The sequence below is a fragment of the Vibrio owensii genome, from assembly GCF_002021755.1.
In the GTDB taxonomy this organism is placed as follows: domain Bacteria; phylum Pseudomonadota; class Gammaproteobacteria; order Enterobacterales; family Vibrionaceae; genus Vibrio; species Vibrio owensii.
Genome location: NZ_CP019959.1, coordinates 1,413,407 through 1,431,215, shown reverse-complemented (window position 1 = coordinate 1,431,215; position 17,809 = coordinate 1,413,407). Strand labels below are relative to the sequence as shown.

Sequence of the window (17,809 nt, the reverse complement as noted above, 5' to 3'; positions counted from 1 at the left end):
ATGAGTTACTTTGAAGCCTTTATTTTGGCTCTGATTCAGGGTCTGACAGAGTTTTTACCAATTTCCAGCTCTGCGCACTTGATCCTGCCTTCTGCCATTCTTGGTTGGGAAGACCAAGGTTTGGCCTTTGATGTTGCCGTTCACGTTGGTACGTTGATGGCGGTGGTGATCTACTTCCGTCAAGAAGTGATCACGCTTTTCCAAGCACTGTTTGCTTCGATCTTTAAAGGTGATCGCAGCAAAGAAGCCAAACTGGCATGGATGATCGTCATTGCAACGATCCCTGCCTGTGTGTTTGGCTTGTTGATGAAAGACATCATCGAGGTTTACCTACGTAGTGCCTACGTGATTGCAACCACAACTATCATTTTCGGCTTACTGCTTTGGTGGGTAGATAAAAATGCAGAGCTAGTGGCAGATGAATACCAAACGGGCTGGAAGAAGGCTCTGTTTATCGGTATTGCTCAAGCACTCGCGATGATTCCTGGTACTTCACGCTCTGGTGCGACAATCACGGCGGCACTTTACCTTGGCTTCACTCGTGAAGCGGCGGCACGTTTCTCATTCCTAATGTCTATCCCAATCATTACTTTGGCGGGTGGTTACCTAGGTATGAAGTTGGTGACAAGCGGTGAACCAGTACACGTTGGCTTCCTACTAACGGGTATTGTGACTTCGTTTATCAGTGCGTACATCTGTATTCACTTCTTCTTGAAGATGATTTCACGCATGGGCATGACACCATTCGTTATCTACCGTCTGATTCTAGGTTTTGGCTTGTTTGCTTTCTTGCTGACTGCTTAAACTCAATCCGAATGAAAACGCCCGCTTTCTACAGCGGGCGTTTTTGTTTGTCTGTTATGTACTTATCGGTTTATTTTCCTAGCGTGACTCTTACCGCTTCAACGCGACGCTTCTCTTGTTCATCGCGAATTGCTGGGCCTTTGAAGCCGTCTTTAATGATCGCTTGTACATCGACAGATGCCGCAGCTTGGTAAGCTTGCATAAACAGCTCTGCTTGCGGGTAAGGTTGGTCTTCTAGCCCCTTTCGACCAGCATGATCGGCTTGGCAACAGATTAAAATATCTTGTAAACGTTCTGATTTACGCCACACATCAAACTTGTTGAGGATCTTGATGATGGTTTGAGGCTTAAGCTCAGCTGCTCGATGGATGTTAGAGTGCTGCTCGCACACCATTAGTGCTAAGTCACGAAACTCATTTGGTACGCGTACACGGTCGCACAGTTTTTTAATCAGTTTTAATCCTGTATGACAGTGCATTTTATGACTTGGCCATTCGCTTTTTGGCGTGACGCCTTTCCCTAAATCATGTACTTGCGCAGCAAATCGAACGGGCAGTGAATCACTCAGCTTCGCAGCCTGCTGTGACACCATTAAGGTGTGAATGCCTGTGTCGATTTCCGGATGCCATTTTTCTGGTTGAGGTACACCAAACAGCGCGTCAATTTCTGGCAAGACAACGGCTAATGCTCCGCAATCTCTTAAAACGGATAAAAACACGTCAGGGCGGGAGGTAGAAAGCGACTTATGCCATTCCTGCCAAACACGTTCTGGCGTTAGCGTACTTAGCTCGCCTGATTCTGCCATATCGCGCATCAGCAGCATGGTTTCCTCTGCGACACTAAAACCCAAGTGCGCTAACTTAGCCGCGAAGCGAGCAACACGTAAAACACGCAAAGGGTCTTCAACAAAAGCCTGCGAGACATGACGAAGTACTTTTGCATCGATATCTTTTTGGCCGCCATATGGGTCATACAAGTTGCCATCTTCATCCATCGCCATAGCGTTGATAGTGAGGTCGCGACGGATGAGGTCTTCTTCTAGTGTGACGCTTTGATCAAAGAAACACTCAAAGCCAGTGTAACCCGCGCCAGATTTTCTTTCGGTTCGTGCAAGGGCGTGCTCTTCTTTAGTCTTGGGATGAAGAAACACAGGGAAGTCTTTTCCGACAGCCGTGTAGCCTTGGCTTTGCATCATTTCTGGTGTCGAGCCGACGACCACCCAATCTTTGTCATAACTGTCGATTCCGAGCAAATGATCTCGAACTGCACCACCAACTAAATAAACTTGCACGGATTACCTCTTAATTTATGGATATGACGTTGGACATTGTAGCAAGCAATGGTACTTTTCTTCACATCTAAAAGAACTTAGCGCTTTGTTTAAGTCTAATAAGGAATATCCCGATTTGATTGCGGGTGGGTTTTAGCTGGAGATCCTAATGTATAAGGACTTTTTCGGGTTTGTTGAACTGCCATTTTCGATTGTTCCAAACTCGCGTTATCTGTATCTGAGCCAACGTCATAAAGAGGCGATTACGCATCTTCAGGCGGGGTTAGGCGATGGTGGTGGTTTTGCCATGCTGACAGGCGAGGTAGGGACAGGTAAAACCACGGTCGCAAAAGCCATGTTGGCGAACTTAGATGAGAACACCAAAGCGGGGTTGATCCTCAATCCAACGTTCTCAAGTCGAGATTTGCTCGAAGCCGTTTGCGATGAATTCAAAGTTACCTATCCGCAAGATGCGACGCTAAAGCAGCTTAACCAAGTGATTCATGAATACTTATTGAATAACCACAAGTCAGGTTGGACAACCTTGTTGGTTATTGATGAAGCTCAGCACTTGGCAGCCGATGTGCTTGAGCAATTACGTCTGTTAACCAACTTAGAAACGGATACGCGTAAACTGCTTAAAGTGCTTTTGGTGGGGCAACCAGAATTACAGCGCTTGTTGCAAACTACGCAACTGCGTCAACTTGCTCAGCGCATTACTGGCCGTTATCACTTACTGCCATTGGATGAGAAAGAAACCGCAGATTACATCACGTTCCGTTTGCATACCGCTGGTGGTGATAAGCAGTTGTTTGACCGCAGTTCTACCAAATTTATTGCTAAATACAGTCACGGTATTCCGCGTCTGATTAACTTGATTTGCGATAAATCCCTGAACATGAGCTATTACAAAGGCAATGTGGTCGTGGATAAGCAAACTGTTCATCAAGCGTGTGAAGAGGTAATGCAGTTCCAAGCAGAGATTTATCAGCAAGACAAACCCATTCGCCGCAGTTTTGAGTGGCCGACATGGGGCTCGGCTGCTATCGGTGTTTGCGCTGCTGTCGGTATTGGTTGGGCTGTGATGCAGCAAATGCCTTTAAAGTCGACGGTAAGCACTGCGCCTGTTCAAGTCGTTCAAGCGACAGTCCCTCAAATTGCTGCGCCTGTGGTTAATGAGCAATTGACCAATGAGCAACGCAACATGTTGCTAGAACAAAAACAATCGAATCTAGCGGTGAATGAACTGTATAAGCTTTGGGGTTATCGTGCTTCGGTACGTGATAATTTATGTTTATCAGAGCCTCAGTCCACCATGCGATGCGAGCGTAAAATGGCGACATGGCCGTTGTTGGTGCAGCAAAATCGTCCGGTTATCTTAGAGCTCAACTATCAAGGCCAAGTCGGTTATGTTGTTTTGTATGCCATTGGTGATGACAAGGTCGAAGTGCTCAACGGCAGTCAGCGTTTGCGGCTCCCCGTTTCTTGGCTTAAACCATTGTGGCAAGGCAACATCATTGAGTTGTGGCAAGCGCCGCTCAAGGATACGTTGCGCTTAGATATGGAAGGACCAGCGATTGATGTTCTTGACCAACTCTTGGCACAGGCTGTGAATGAGCAACCGCTAGGTTCTGATATCTATGACGGCGCACTAAAAGAGCGTGTGGAGTTGTTCCAACGTTGGCAAGGCATTGGTGTTGATGGTATCGCAGGGCAACGTACATTGGAGCGATTGCAGCAGAGCGTACAAATGGATGCACCACAGCTAAAGCAAATTGATGAGGAGGACGCATAATGTCAGTCATGAAGCATGTTGGACTCTTTCTATTGCCAGTGAGCATTACGGCGGTTGGCGCGGCGTGGTATTTGGATCTCTTTGCCCAAGATGCCCCAGAGCCTGTTGTGGTTGAAAAAGCGCAGCCGATCGTTGAGCCAGTCAAACCAGTGATTAAGCCTAAGTTCGAAAGTTTGAGTTACCCCGAGGAGCCACAGCTGGCACAGTTGCAACGAGATTGGCCGACTGCCGAACTGTCACAAGAGTTTGGGACGTTCGTTGATCAAGGGTATGCCAATAATGATTCGGTTCCGGGTGAGCAAGACTTGTTAGAAGTGCCTCAGAAAACCGCGCCGACTAGTCCGAAAATGCAAAGCCATGATGATCTCGGCTTGTCACTTGATGATCTTGATTTGTCTTCTTTATCTCCAGACTTAGCATTGAAAGTAGAGAACGCGTTAGCAAATAATGATCAACCATCAGCGGATAATGCATCATCGGCTGATGATCTTGAGCGTGACGCTCGGCAATGGCATGGACGATTGCCTGCTATGAACTTGCAAACGCACATGTATTCGAGTGACGTGAATCGTCGTTGGGTGAAGATCAATAACGTTGAGTACCATCAAGGTGATGTGGTTGATGGGCAGATCACTTTGAAAGAGATCCAACCGCAAGCGGTGATCGTCGAATTCCAAGGAGAGAAAATCCGTATCCCAGCTCTCTATGAATGGAAAGGCTAAGCTTCAAACTAAAGCCGTCTTTTCTTTCAAATCAAATCTAGCCAGTGAGCTTTTGCTGCTGGCTTTTTTTACCTCTGTAGAGCGGTTCGTTTATCCATTTTAGTGATGCCAACTCAGGGTTCAAAGAAACAAAATATACCTTATGCCTGTCGTTTAAATGACTCCAATACGGCGTATTTATTGATAGGTATTTCCCAGTCAGTGTTGTGTAAAAAAACGCCATATTGACGAACTTCGCAATAAGCATTGAGTCCAACGTTAGACATCTTATAAATACAGGAGTCTATCCGGAACGTATGCGTATTCTTACTTTTTCTTTGAGCTTGATTGCCGCGGTGAGCCATGCCGCAAAGCCAGAACCTTTCCCAATTACGCCAGATAATACTGGTGAACATTTTATGGTGAGTGCAACCAACCCTTACGTCAGTAGTACGGGCTATTCCGTATTGAAGCAAGGTGGCAATGCGGTCGATGCCATGGTTGCGATGCAAATGGTGATGTCCGTTGTAGAGCCTGACATGACAGGTATCGGTGGCGGCACGTTCGCTCTGTTCTATCAGCACGATAAACAAAAGTTTCTCGCCTTGGATGGACGAGATGAAGCACCTTCTAGTGCAAACCCAGAGATGTTTGTGGAAAACGGAGAAGTGCTTAGCCGCAATGAGATACTTGGCCCTCGCTCTATTGCCGTGCCGGGAACGCTGCGCTTGCTTTACACCACTCACGAGCAATACGGAAAGCTGCCATGGTCAGAGCTCATTAAGCCTGCCATTGAACTGGCGAGCGAAGGATACGCGATGAACAGCTACACCTACGACATTGTTGTACGAGAACAAAGCCGGCTTGAGCAAGACCCGGAAGTCAAAGCCTTGTATTGGCAAGGAGACGAAATCAAGCCGACGGGAACTTTGATGAAGAATCCGAAGATGGCTGAGACATTGAGAAACATTGCTCAACAAGGTGATAGCTATTTGTATGGTGGTGAGTTTGGTAAGCATATCGTAGACACGGTCAATAGCCGCATTGATGACCAACATGAGAAGTTGTCACTAGACGACTTCAAAAACTATCAAGTAAAGCAACGTGAGGTTATTGAGAGCGATTACCGTGGGAATAAAATCGTTTCGTTCGGTTACCCTGCATCTGGTGGTCTGATGGTCTCTCAAAGCCTTGAGTTACTTGAGCCTTATGAACTCTCACAAATGGCGAAGACGGATGTTGAACCTTGGCGCTTAATGACTGAGGCGATGCGTATTGCTAAAGCTGACCGTATCGCGTATGCCGGCGACCCAGATTTTGTCGAAGCGCCAACGGGTGAATTGCTGTCCAAAGAGTACTTAGATGAGCGTCGTGGACTTATTCCAAGTAAAGGGGTAGCAAAAGAGAATCCAAAAGCAGGGCACGTCACCGCAACACAATATGCGCAGTACCAAGGTTTTGAGAGTAAAGATACCGGACACATCTCTATCGTCGATAGGGAAGGGAATGCTATTGCCATGACGAGCACAGTAGGCACCGGTATGGGTTCTGGCGTGATGGTTGATGGCGTTATTTTGAATGCGCAGATGGCCAACTTCTCACCTCAGCCAACGGTCAACGGTAAACCAACTCAGAACTCGATTGAAGCGGGCAAACGTCCACGTTCCGCCATTACGCCATTAATGGTGATGGACAGTGACGACAACCTGCGTTTGGTGGTTGGCTCTCCGGGCAGTTCGCAAATCCCGGGTTATGTGTTGAAAACCGTCGTTGGGGTGCTGGATTGGAACTTATCTGCGCAAGAGGCTATCGATCTGCCGAACATTCAGTACGGGACCAAAATAGACCGTACTAAGCCTTATGACCCAACAGGTTTGCTGGTGGAGAAGAAAACGTTCGCTGAAATGCTGGTACCGGAGTTTATGGAGCTTGGCTACCCAGTACACGTGATTCCAGTTGTGAGTGGTTTGAACGCCATTGAGCTAAAAGATGGCAAGATTTACGGGGCAACGGACAGACGCCGAGCATCCAGTTCAATGGGTGAGTAACAAGAATCCTACTTAACAAGCCAACAAAAATGTATGGTCCGCCCCGTTATTGCAACTACAATTAAGTCATAACGGAGTTGGTTTGCGCTAATGTATTCGGAGTCCTTGTTGGGAGCACTAGCTTCCCAGCTCCACGATGATATCTGCGCCAGATTATCCTTAAAAAGCCAAAAGCATTTAACGCTATTTTTTGTGTCAGGTTCTTAATCTGGTCGATTGACCGTTTTTGTCATCATTTTCATTGGCGTTGCAAACTTGGTTATAGCTATACAACCTTAAAAGCTTGGCGGTGGTACAACACCGCCCAAGCTATTCTTGCTAGCTTGTTGGCAAGTGCTACGACCACAACATTAAATGGCTTCGTCGCCCGAAGTTTGATGAGCCACTCACCAAACACTTTCCCTGTCGTTTCTAGCCTTGAGAGAACGGCTCTTGCTCCATGGATAAACAGAGTTCTGAGATGTTTATTGCCTCGTTTACTTATGCCAAGTAGCTTGGTCTTTCCTCCCGTAGAGAATTGTCTCGGTACAAGCCCTAACCAAGCTGCCATTTCCCGACCATTGGTGAAATTGTTTGGGGAGCTTACGTCAGCAACGCACAACGTTGAGGTAAGGTCTCCAACTCCAGGGATAGTTTTCAGCAATTGTGCACTTTCATTATTATTAACAATAACTTGAAGCTTACTGTCTTGAGCTTTGACCTTTTCATTAAGGTATTTGTAGTGTTCGTGGATAGACACTAATTCACACAGCAAGCTCTCCGGCAGTGCCATTTTTTGTGCTGCTAACCATTGGAAGAGAGACTTCATCTTTGCATGCCCCTTTGGAAAACTCAGGCCGAACTCAAGCAAGATAGCCCCAATTCGAGACATAGCCGCGGTTCTCTCCTTGATATAGCCATCTCTGACACGATGAATCGCTGCAATGACTTGGGCTTCTTCACTTTTTACCGCGACAAACCTCATTGTTGGTCGACCAGCCGCTTCTGCAATTGCTGATGCATCTATGAAATCATTTTTGTTGCCTTTGACATAAGGCTTAACGTACTGGGGAGGAATGAGTCGAACTTGATGGCCGTATTCACCACACTTACGAGCGAGCCAATGAGCACCGCCACAAGCTTCGAAAGCAATGGTTGTTGGTTCGATTTTACAAAGAAAATGTTGGAGTTGGTTTCGATTAAACTTACGACGCAATACTTCCGCACCAGAACGGTTATGAGCGATAGCGTGGAAACAGTGCTTGCCTAGGTCGATACCTAAAATGTGAATAGAAGACATATGGTTCACCTCATTCTGAGAGCCTACTCTAAGCTTAAGGGCTTGGAGAGTGGGGCGGACCATATAATTAAGCCAGTCGAGTACGACTGGCTTTTCTTTATCCATTCAGCTGAAGGCAATTATGCCCAACCTGCTGGCGATTTCTTTCTGCGAGGAATCAGGTGTGGCAGCACCAAACCAAATAGCAGACCAAGACCTGCAACACCACCACCGTAAGTGAAGTACTTCAGTAGCATGTCGTCTTTTTGTGTGTCTAGCTTAGCGCGAAGTTCGCGGTTTTCTGTTTCAACAGAAGTAAGCTGGTCGCTGATTTCAGAGTATTTCTTCTCTAGATCAGAAATCTGTTGGTTGCGTGTTTCTAGTGATGTCACTAGGCCCGCTTTTTCTGTGTCTGAGTTTTGGCGTGCGTTTGCAAGTTGAGATTTCACTTCTTTCAGCTCTTTCTCAATGCGAGGCATACGAATAGCCATGCTCTCTTGGTTTGTTACGAATTTGCTTTGCACCCAACCAGTACGGCCGCGTGAGTCACGAATCTGTGTGTAACCTGTGTCTTTGTTTGCTTGCAGCAGTTGTACTTTAGAGCCTGCGTTAACACTACCCATAATACGGTAAGTGTTGTTTGGACCAGAGTGCATAAAAGTGAATAGGTCATCAGAAATATAACGGTCTGCCGCTAGTGCCGCTGGCGCTGCTAGCAAAGTAAACAAAACCGTGATGAATAGTTTTTTCACAATAAATCCCTTAACGATTTTCTTGGATACAGCTTTGGCACCGAATGATTGGAGCCGGAAATAGACGAATATTATGCAGTTTCAAACTTCGGTGCAACAAAGAAGGGAGGCAAAGCCTCCCTTTCTGTGCGTTTGAGTCAATAATGACAAAGCGCTTACAATCTATTGACGGTCTGTCTTACGAGAACATCGCTTGGATGCCGTAGAAGAATACTACTGCCAATAGTGCGCCTGCTGGTAGCGTAACGATCCAAGATGCAACGATGTTACGAACCACGCCTAGGTTAAGTGCTGCGATACCGCGAGCGAAACCTACACCTAGAACCGCACCTACTAGAGTTTGAGTAGTAGAGATAGGTAGACCAGTACCTGATGCTAGAACTACTGTACATGCTGTTGCTAGCTGAGCTGCAAAGCCACGGCTTGGTGTTAGTTCAGTAATACCAGTACCAACGGTAGCCATAACTTTATGACCTAGCGTTGCTAGACCAACTACGATACCAAAACCACCTAGAGGAAGAATCCACCATGCGATTGTGCTTTTCGCTGTAACTTCACCCATGTGTTCAACCGTTGAAACAACGGCAGACAGTGGACCGATCGCGTTAGCTACGTCGTTTGAACCGTGTGCGAATGCCATTGCACACGCTGTGATAACCATTAGTACGCTGAAGATGCCTTCTACGCCAGCAAAGCTGCGGTCTTCTTCGCGGTTCGCGAATTTCTTCTGAATGTAGAAGTAACCACCTGCCATTACTGCAGCAGAGACGATTGCTGCCCACATCCACGCTTCACCATTACTTAGGTGAAGGCCAACGTGTTTCAGACCTTTCTTAATCGTTACAAGCGCAATCACCATAGTCGTGATGAACATGTACACTGGAACGAAACGTTTCGCGTTGAATAGTGGGTTCTCAGTATCAAAGATCAGACGCTGTGCGCTGACAAAGATAACGTAAGCAAAGAAGCCTGAGATAACCGGAGTAATAATCCAGCTACCGACAATCCCTTGAACACTGCTCCAGTCAACTGCTTCTGTACCTACAGACACACACGCAAAACCGATGATTGCACCGATGATTGAGTGAGTCGTTGATACAGGCCAGCCCATGTAAGAAGCAAGTAGAAGCCAAGTACCAGCCGCAAGAAGCGCTGACATCATGCCGTAGACAAGAATGTCAGGTTGGCTAGCGAATAGAGATGTTTCGATAACACCTTTACGGATAGTGTCGGTTACTTCACCGCCTGCAAGATATGCACCCGCAAATTCAAAGATCATTGCAATAATGATCGCTTGTTTAACGGTAAGCGCTTTTGAGCCAACAGATGTACCCATAGCATTAGCAACGTCGTTCGCGCCAATACCAATCGCCATCATGAAACCAAAAATCGCTGCAACAATAATCAGGACAGTGCCGTAGTTCGCAAGGATATCCATCGTAATACCTAGTTGTTTTATAACAAGCGGAGCAAAATTTTGCGCGCGTCAGCCCATAAGACGGTGAAAATAGTCATCGTCCATCTGACACGCGTTAGTAATGCTCTTCGTTATGTCGTTAACTTATGTTTTAAGATCGAGATAGCATGACTTCCAAACGAGCACCTACGCGCTGCGCTTGGTCGGCAATACCACCTACCCATTCAAGAATCTTGTACAAGAACATGACATCGATAGGATTCATGTCAGCTTCAATCGCCATTAGTTGTTGGCGAAGTTCAATCTGCATTGCATCGGTATCATCTTCAATAACGTCCAACTGATGAATCATTTCAGCAACGAGCGTTACTTCACGGCCTTTGAAGCCGGTCTCTAGAAGTTCATCAAGTTCGTTGATAACTTTTTGCGCCTGATCAGCCGCATCAAGACAACGTTGAACGTATGCGAGGAAGTTTGGTTGGAGAGCCTCAGGAATGACAAGTTGTCGACCATATACACGGCCAGCAATGTCTTTTGCCAGGTTAGCAAGTTTGTCTTGTTGAGTTAGAAGCTCAAGCATGTCAGTACGATCGACTGGCATAAACAAACCGCGAGGCAGTTTTAGACGGATTTCACGTTTCAGCACGTCCGCTTCTTTCTCTAGGTGAGAAATCTGAGCACGAATTTCAGCTGCTTTTTCCCAGTCACCCTTTGAAGAAACTTCAAAGAACTTAACCAGGTGTGAACAACATTCGTTGACACACACAACGTGGCGCTGCAAAGGCTTAATTGGGGACTTTGCAAATAACCCCATAATTGTATTTACTGGCATGGTCATTCAACCTAATAACTATAACCTTAAAAAAACATACACCATTTCTTGGCGAAATGTTGAACGATGGCTATAAAGGCGCGCATGTTAACGCATTAAATCGCTCATTAAAACTGTTTTAGATCATCATTCGGGTGATATTTCTTTCTTGCCGTGTGAGAAATTAGGCAATATCCTGTTTCTATCTGCTTTGAAAGGTATAGCTATGGAAACCGAGATAGAACTGAAGTTTTTTGTTTCTCCTGAATTTTCAGAAACTTTAAGAGCTAAAATTTCCGAAACAAAAGTACTTCAGCACAGTAGTCGTGACTTAGGTAACACCTACTTTGATACCGCTGATAAATGGTTAAGAAAGCACGACATTGGTTTAAGAATTCGCCGTTTTGATGATGTTTTTGTCCAGACTGTAAAAACAGCAGGACGCGTTGTTGCAGGCCTTCATCAAAGACCAGAATACAATGCCGAGCACACCAGTAATGAGCCGGACCTCACGCTTCATCCTTCTGATATCTGGCCAGCAGGTAAAGATATCGCAACACTGCAAGCGGAGCTGACGCCTCTATTCTCTACTAACTTCACTCGTGAACAGTGGCTGATTGGTATGCCTGATGGCAGCCAAATCGAAGTCGCGTTTGACCAAGGTGCCGTGATTGCCCAAGGTGAAGACGGAGACGAAAAACAAGACCCTATCTGTGAAGTGGAACTTGAACTCAAGTCTGGTCAAACAGATGCGCTATTTACCCTTGCTCGCAGCCTATGTGAAGCGGGCGGTATGCGTCTAGGAAACTTAAGCAAAGCGGCCAAAGGCTACCGTTTGGCAAGTGGCTACACGGGTGATGAAGTGAAACCGCTGGCATTGGTCGACAGCAGCAAAAACGACACCGTGGAATACTGCCTAATTAACTCATTAGAGCATGCATTAGCACACTGGCATTACCATGAGCAAATTTACGCAGAGCGTGATTGTGTCGAATCACTAAGAGAAATCGTCAACGCCATTCGCTTTATCCGCCAAACTTTCACTATCTTTGGCAGCATGGTACCGCGTCGAGCAAGCGCGATTCTGCGCCAAGAAATGAAATGGTTGGAAGAAGAGCTTGAGTGGCTCGATGAGCACGCGCATTTAGAAGAGCTACTGGACGATAAAGGCAACGTACTGCGCAAACTTGACGCACGTAAATTCCTTGTTTCTGAGCTAACTCAACAACTGGGCGAGCTACCAAGCCGTGAAGAAGTGTTAGAGCTGCTAAGTTCTGCTCGCTACACCGGTCTGCTATTGGATTTGAGCCGTTGGATCTTAACGCGTGGCTGGCAGCCATTCCTTGATGACAAAGCGCGTGAAAAGATGTCGAGTAACATCCAACCGTTCTCGGTGAAGCAACTGGATCGCACTTGGGCTGAGTTGATGGAAGCTTTCCCGGCTGAGCGTGATTTGTCAGCACAAGAATATGTCGATCAACGTTACCGTCTGTTGCGTAACCTCTACACTGGCATTGGCTTCGCGAGCTTGTATGATGCAGAAGAGCGTACCAGCTTCCGTCTACCTTGGGCGGACTTGGTACACGGCATTGACGACCTGCTCATGCTCAACCATTTGCTGCCATTAGTTGGCATGCTAGAAGGGGAAGAGCAAGAACAGTTAGAGCGTTGGCTGCACCGTCAAGAGCGCTCCATCTTGCACGCGATGGATCAGACTCGCGCTATCAGCGTGGAAGTAGAACCCTACTGGCAAGAATAAGATGACTACAAAGAATAGGACCTTCAAGGTCCTATTTTTTTGTCTGTTGTTTCTGTTTATTGAGTTCGTCTTCGATGGATTGGAGTCTATCTAGGATCTGTTCCTGCCTATCCAATACTTGTTCCAACAGCTTCTCTTTATTCTTCGAACGGTTATCTTGCTGACGAGTGGGAGCGGTCAGGAACGAGGTGATTAAACCTGAAATCATACCGAAGATACCAACACCGCAAATGATAATCAGCACAGCAAGCAGCTTGCCACCTGTCGTCACTGGATAATGGTCACCGTAGCCAACGGTCGAAATAGTAACAAAGGCCCACCACAATGCGTCTGTTCCTGTCTGAATGTTGGCATCAGGGTTTTGCCCTTCAATAAACAGCATCGCACTAGAACCTAAAGTAATCAGTACCACCATTAACAACAGAATGGACGCTAATGTGGTTTCACGACGGTTTTGCTTGAGCTGGAAAAGAATGAATTTGGAAGAGCGCAGTACCAGAATGACGCGCAAGATATGGAATAAGCGAGCGAAGCGCAAAGGCTCAATCATTGGGATGCTCGCCACAAAATCGATCCAGTGGTGCTTAAGAAACAACTTGCGATCTGTGGCTCGGATCAAATCTATAGTGAGCTGCAGTATAAAAATACTACAGATTATAAAATCCAGACCGATAAAGACTTGACGGGTTTCGTGATCAAGCGGGAAAAACAACAGGCCAGAGATCACAAATAGCGCCATGAAGGACAAGATTAGTGATAGCAACCCCATCGGTTTAGTGCTGTCTTTGATATCATAGTTTTTCATACGAAGCTCGAAATAAATCGCGCAACCAGAATCAAGCGCGAGCATAACTATAAGTAAGATAAAGACTATATAAGACTCGGTGGAGAACTGACAATGGAAAAGCTGGCATTTAAGCCGTGGGAAAGGGTGATATCCGACATCAAGCTCGTTCCGAAAATGGTCATGTTGATGGTATTCAGTACCATCCTGATTGTGGCAAAACAATTATGGGACGCGAGCACGTTCTATAACTCATTATTAGCGGCAACACAGAACGAGCAAGTTGCCCAACAACATTACGAAGCCTACCTAACGCAAGTGGCGTGGCAAACAGCGATACTCATTGCTGTGTTTGTGGTGCTATTGCTCGCCGCAGCTCGTGTCATGCTGCGTCAAACACAGTACTTGAATGATGCGATCAAGTTGATGGCAAGCAAAAATTTGTCGGTGCCATTTGGTATGGATTGTAAAGATGAATATGGTGATGTCGCGCGTGAGCTAGAGAAAACGCGTCGTCAGCTGCATGATGTGATTCAAATGCAGATCAATGCTTCTGATGAGCTTTCTACTCTGACCGAAGTGATGACGCTCAGCATGTCAGAAACCAAAGAATCAGCACAAGAAGAGTTCAACGAGATTGATCAGCTAGCAACCGCAATGAGCGAGATGTCATCTACGGTGCAAACGGTAGCAGAGCACGCTCAAACGGCATCTTCTCTTACCGAGCAAGCGTCGACTCAAGCTGTGACTGGTCAGCAGTTCTTACAGAAAACCGTGTCTAAGATGAGCGAACTGTCTTCTGATATCGCTTCTTCAGCAAGCGCGGTAAACCAAGTGGAAGAGCGTGTTGACGCAATCGGCAGCGTGGTTGGTACCATCCAAGGTATTTCTGAGCAAACCAACTTACTTGCTCTGAATGCGGCAATTGAAGCGGCGCGTGCGGGTGAAGCGGGTCGTGGCTTTGCAGTAGTAGCCGATGAAGTTCGTAACCTTGCTCAACGCACGCAGCAAGCAACGGTAGAAATCCAAGAGATGATCACTCAGCTTCAAGCGAGCGCAACCTCAGCGGTAGAGTTGATGGAGAAGAGTGTGGTTGAGGCGGCAGAAGGTGTTGAGCTGGTTTCAAATGCTGGCACTGAGCTTGACGGCATTGTTGGTCAAGTCACGCAAATTAACGACATGAACTTCCAGATTGCAACGGCATCAGGTCAGCAAAGCAGCGTCGCAGAAGAAATGAGCCAGAACTTAACCAATGTTCGTGAGCTTGTGGAAGCATCGGTCGTGGTGGTCAGCGAGTTGCTAGAGACCTCAGAGATGATGCAAAACAACGCAGAAGAGCTCGACAAGAAGATTAAATCTTTCGAAGTCTAGTTTCAGCAAGCTTTGATAAAGCGCCCACAAACCTTTTGTGGGCGTTTTTATTTGTGCCAACTCTGGTATAAAAGAGTGTATACCTCTCAAACCACAGTGCTTTTCACACAAGGAAGAAAAATGCAGCTGCCTTCGTCACTGATTTCTGTCGCGGATTCTGCGGTTCAAAACGCCGAGCAAGCGGGATACTTTCAACAATGGCCAACTGAGATTGCTGAGCAATTTCGTTTTGTGTCTGGGTTAAGTAAGTTCATAACCGAAGCGATTCATCGTGATGAGACACTCGCACAAAACTTACCAAGCATGCTGGCAGAAAGCAGTCGACAACAAGCTTATCGTGCACGCCTCGCCGATCTCTTAGCTGAATGCCAAGATGAAATGGCAGGCCACCGTGTGCTGCGTCAGTTCCGTAATCGCGAAATGGTCTATATTGCGTGGAAAGACTTTACCCACACTTGGACACTAGAAGAGTCGCTCAGCCATTTGTCTCAATTGGCCGAAGCGATGATCTTCGAAACCTATCAATGGCAATACAAGATTTGCTGCAATGAGTGGGGCACGCCAACCAATGCCGAGGGTGAAGCGCAACCTATGCTGATCATCGGCATGGGTAAGCTTGGCGGTGGTGAGCTTAACTTCTCTTCTGACATCGACTTGATTTTCACTTACCCAGAAAACGGTGAGACGCAAGGCGCGCGCCGCAGTATTGCTAACGCGCAATTCTTTACTCGTTTGGGTCAACGCATCATCAAGGCTCTCGACCAACAAACCTTTGATGGCTTCTGTTATCGCGTGGATATGCGTTTACGTCCATTTGGTGAAAGTGGTCCGTTGGTGATGAGCTATGCCGCGCTCGAAGATTACTACCAAGAACAAGGGCGGGATTGGGAACGCTACGCAATGATCAAAGCGCGCGTGATGGGCAGTGAAATGTATCCGCAATATCAAGAGTTGCGCCAGATGCTGCGTCCGTTTGTTTTCCGCCGTTATATCGACTTCAGTGCGATTCAATCTCTGCGCCGGATGAAATCCATGATCAGCAGTGAAGTGCGCCGTCGTGGTTTGAGCAATAACATCAAGTTGGGTGCGGGCGGCATTCGTGAGATTGAGTTTATCGCTCAAGTGTTCCAGTTAATCCGTGGTGGTCGTGAACCTTCTTTACGTGGTCGTGGTCTGCTAGAAACCTTGAATGCCATTGGTGAGCTAGGTCAGCTTACGCAACCAGAGGTCGATAACCTTGAAGCGGCTTATAAGTACCTGCGCCAGTTAGAAAACCTACTACAAGCGATGGCGGACAAGCAAACGCAAACCTTACCAGATTGCGAAGACGAGCAGCTAAAACTTGCTACTGCGATGCGCTTTGATAGTTGGGCTACGCTCATTGGTCAAACCCAGCAGCACATGGCAAATGTCCACAAGGTGTTTGAAAGTTTGATTGGTGATGATGAAGAGGACGAAGCGGAAGCCGTCGCTCGTCATTTCCACGAGTTGTGGGACATGGCGACCAAGCAAGACGTGCTCGAACACGTTCTACAAGAGGACATCAAAGCCGAGAATCCAGAACAGCTGGCGAAAACCATTATGCAGTTCAAAGCGGACTTGGCGAAGAAGACGCTTGGACCTCGTGGTCGAGAAGTGCTGACCAAGCTAATGCCTAAAGTGTTTGATGCGGTGTTTGCTCATCCGGATGCGCAGTTTGGCTTGCCGCGAGTTTTGCATTTACTCCATAACATCTGTACACGAACAACGTACCTTGAGCTGTTGGATGAGCATCCAGCGGCTTTAATACAATTGGTTCGCCTGTGTACCGCTAGCCCAATGATTTCTGAGCAGCTATCGCGTTATCCAATTTTGCTTGATGAGTTGATCGATCCTCAGCATCTGTACAACCCAATTCCACTTGATAGCTACCGAACAGAGCTACGTGATTTCCTTGCCCGCATCCCAGAAGATGATATGGAGCAACAGATGGAAGCGCTGCGCCAGTTCAAGCAGATCTGCATCTTGCGTATTGCCGCCGCGGACATTGCTGGTGTCCTTCCTGTGATGAAAGTGAGTGACCACTTAACCTACTTGGCAGAAGCAATTGTGGAAGCGGTAGTGAACCAAGCTTGGTTACAAGTGTCGGAAAAATATGGCGAACCAACGCATGTGAAAGATCGTGAAGGTAAAGGTTTCGCCGTGATTGGTTACGGCAAAGTTGGCGGTTGGGAGCTGGGTTATAACTCAGACCTTGATATCGTGTTCATGCACGATTGCCCAGTGAACGTCTACACCGATGGTAAGAAAGAAATCGATGGTCGCCAGTTCTATCTTCGTTTAGCGCAGCGCATCATCCATATTTTCTCGACCCGCACTGCATCAGGCATTCTGTACGAAGTGGATACTCGCTTACGTCCATCTGGCGCTTCGGGGTTATTGGTTAGTCCAACCGATGCTTTTGATGACTATCAACACAAAGACGCATGGACATGGGAGCATCAAGCCCTTGTTCGTGCGCGTATGATTTATGGTGATGAGCCTCTGGCTATCGCCTTCCACAACACCCGTCATGATGTGTTGTGTAAACAGCGTGACCAAGACGCGCTGAAGAAAGACGTGGTCTATATGCGTGAGAAAATGCGAGACCACTTGGGTGGGAAAAAATCGGGTCGTTTTATGCTTAAGCAAGACAACGGCGGTATTACCGATATTGAATTTCTCGCTCAATACCTTGTGCTCAACTACAGTCACAGTAAGCCGAAGCTGATTCGCTGGTGCGATAACGTGCGTATTTTTGAAACCCTGATTGCACAAGGTGTCATGGAAGAAGATCAAGCGATGCAACTGACGCGCGCATACACATCAATGCGCGATGAGATTCATCGTCGAAACTTGCTCAACTTGGATGCCGATGTGGCAGAAGAGAAATTTGATGCAGAGCGAGAGTGGGTGAAGCAAGCATGGAATCAATGGTTTGCCTAAGCAGAAGTAGTGCACAAGGTTCAGCCTAGAAAAAGGCTGTGTTAAACTCACCACGATTTAATTTTTGGAGACCAA

13 protein-coding genes are annotated in these 17,809 nt (G+C 46.9%); 7 read left to right on the top strand and 6 right to left on the bottom strand.

Going from position 1 to position 17,809, the window contains the following annotated elements; genetic code table 11:
* Nucleotides 1–804 carry an undecaprenyl-diphosphate phosphatase gene (locus A9237_RS06330; protein ID WP_005436046.1) on the top strand — a complete coding sequence of 268 codons (804 nt, stop codon included), beginning with the start codon at nucleotides 1–3 and terminating at the stop codon, nucleotides 802–804.
* 70 nt (nucleotides 805–874) lie between these two features.
* On the opposite strand, the gene A9237_RS06325 is transcribed toward A9237_RS06330, so the two are convergent.
* On the bottom strand, nucleotides 875–2,095 hold the full coding sequence (locus A9237_RS06325) for a multifunctional CCA addition/repair protein (protein WP_078607863.1): 1,221 nt from the start codon (nucleotides 2,093–2,095) through the stop codon (nucleotides 875–877).
* Nucleotides 2,096–2,243: 148 nt separating this feature from the next.
* Between A9237_RS06325 and A9237_RS06320 the strand changes: the two genes are divergently transcribed.
* The 3 genes from A9237_RS06320 (at nucleotide 2,244) to ggt (ending at nucleotide 6,618) form a co-directional block, all read left to right on the top strand.
* Nucleotides 2,244–3,869 carry an ExeA family protein gene (locus tag A9237_RS06320; protein WP_078607862.1) on the top strand — a complete coding sequence of 542 codons (1,626 nt, stop codon included), beginning with the start codon at nucleotides 2,244–2,246 and terminating at the stop codon, nucleotides 3,867–3,869.
* Nucleotides 3,869–4,591 (top strand): general secretion pathway protein GspB, encoded by a 723-nt coding sequence (locus A9237_RS06315; RefSeq protein WP_045482209.1) that lies wholly within the window; start codon nucleotides 3,869–3,871, stop codon nucleotides 4,589–4,591. The genes A9237_RS06320 and A9237_RS06315 overlap by 1 nt, the downstream gene beginning before the upstream one ends.
* 296 nt (nucleotides 4,592–4,887) lie before the next feature.
* Nucleotides 4,888–6,618 carry a gamma-glutamyltransferase gene (gene ggt / locus A9237_RS06305; protein WP_078607861.1) on the top strand — a complete coding sequence of 577 codons (1,731 nt, stop codon included), beginning with the start codon at nucleotides 4,888–4,890 and terminating at the stop codon, nucleotides 6,616–6,618.
* A gap of 265 nt (nucleotides 6,619–6,883) precedes the next feature.
* Here ggt and A9237_RS06300 read toward each other — a convergent pair whose 3' ends face one another.
* The 4 genes from A9237_RS06300 to A9237_RS06285 all read right to left on the bottom strand — a co-directional run bounded on the left by A9237_RS06300 (nucleotide 6,884) and on the right by A9237_RS06285 (nucleotide 10,877).
* The gene (locus A9237_RS06300; protein WP_078607610.1) at nucleotides 6,884–7,897 is read right to left on the bottom strand and encodes an IS110 family RNA-guided transposase; all 1,014 of its coding nucleotides are present in this window, start codon (nucleotides 7,895–7,897) and stop codon (nucleotides 6,884–6,886) included.
* A 119-nt stretch (nucleotides 7,898–8,016) separates the two neighbouring features.
* On the bottom strand, nucleotides 8,017–8,628 hold the full coding sequence (locus A9237_RS06295) for a TIGR04211 family SH3 domain-containing protein (RefSeq protein ID WP_005436055.1): 612 nt from the start codon (nucleotides 8,626–8,628) through the stop codon (nucleotides 8,017–8,019).
* Nucleotides 8,629–8,806: 178 nt separating this feature from the next.
* Complete coding sequence (locus A9237_RS06290) at nucleotides 8,807–10,066, bottom strand: inorganic phosphate transporter (protein ID WP_005431976.1); 1,260 nt, start codon at nucleotides 10,064–10,066, stop codon at nucleotides 8,807–8,809.
* A gap of 130 nt (nucleotides 10,067–10,196) precedes the next feature.
* A complete protein-coding gene (locus A9237_RS06285) occupies nucleotides 10,197–10,877 on the bottom strand; it encodes a TIGR00153 family protein (RefSeq protein ID WP_005431974.1) in 681 nt (226 codons plus the stop codon).
* 205 nt (nucleotides 10,878–11,082) lie between these two features.
* Between A9237_RS06285 and A9237_RS06280 the strand changes: the two genes are divergently transcribed.
* Entirely contained in the window at nucleotides 11,083–12,615 is a 1,533-nt protein-coding gene (locus A9237_RS06280; RefSeq protein WP_078607860.1) for a CYTH and CHAD domain-containing protein, read from the top strand.
* Nucleotides 12,616–12,646: 31 nt separating this feature from the next.
* Here A9237_RS06280 and A9237_RS06275 read toward each other — a convergent pair whose 3' ends face one another.
* Nucleotides 12,647–13,465 carry a potassium channel family protein gene (locus A9237_RS06275; protein ID WP_041057661.1) on the bottom strand — a complete coding sequence of 273 codons (819 nt, stop codon included), beginning with the start codon at nucleotides 13,463–13,465 and terminating at the stop codon, nucleotides 12,647–12,649.
* A gap of 48 nt (nucleotides 13,466–13,513) precedes the next feature.
* On the opposite strand from A9237_RS06275, the gene A9237_RS06270 reads away from it, so the two are divergent.
* Both A9237_RS06270 and glnE read left to right on the top strand, forming a co-directional pair.
* A complete protein-coding gene (locus tag A9237_RS06270; RefSeq protein ID WP_009707755.1) occupies nucleotides 13,514–14,770 on the top strand; it encodes a methyl-accepting chemotaxis protein in 1,257 nt (418 codons plus the stop codon).
* A 120-nt stretch (nucleotides 14,771–14,890) separates the two neighbouring features.
* The gene (glnE, locus tag A9237_RS06265; protein ID WP_078607859.1) at nucleotides 14,891–17,734 is read left to right on the top strand and encodes a bifunctional [glutamate--ammonia ligase]-adenylyl-L-tyrosine phosphorylase/[glutamate--ammonia-ligase] adenylyltransferase; all 2,844 of its coding nucleotides are present in this window, start codon (nucleotides 14,891–14,893) and stop codon (nucleotides 17,732–17,734) included.
* The last annotated feature ends 75 nt before the right edge of the window (nucleotides 17,735–17,809 follow it).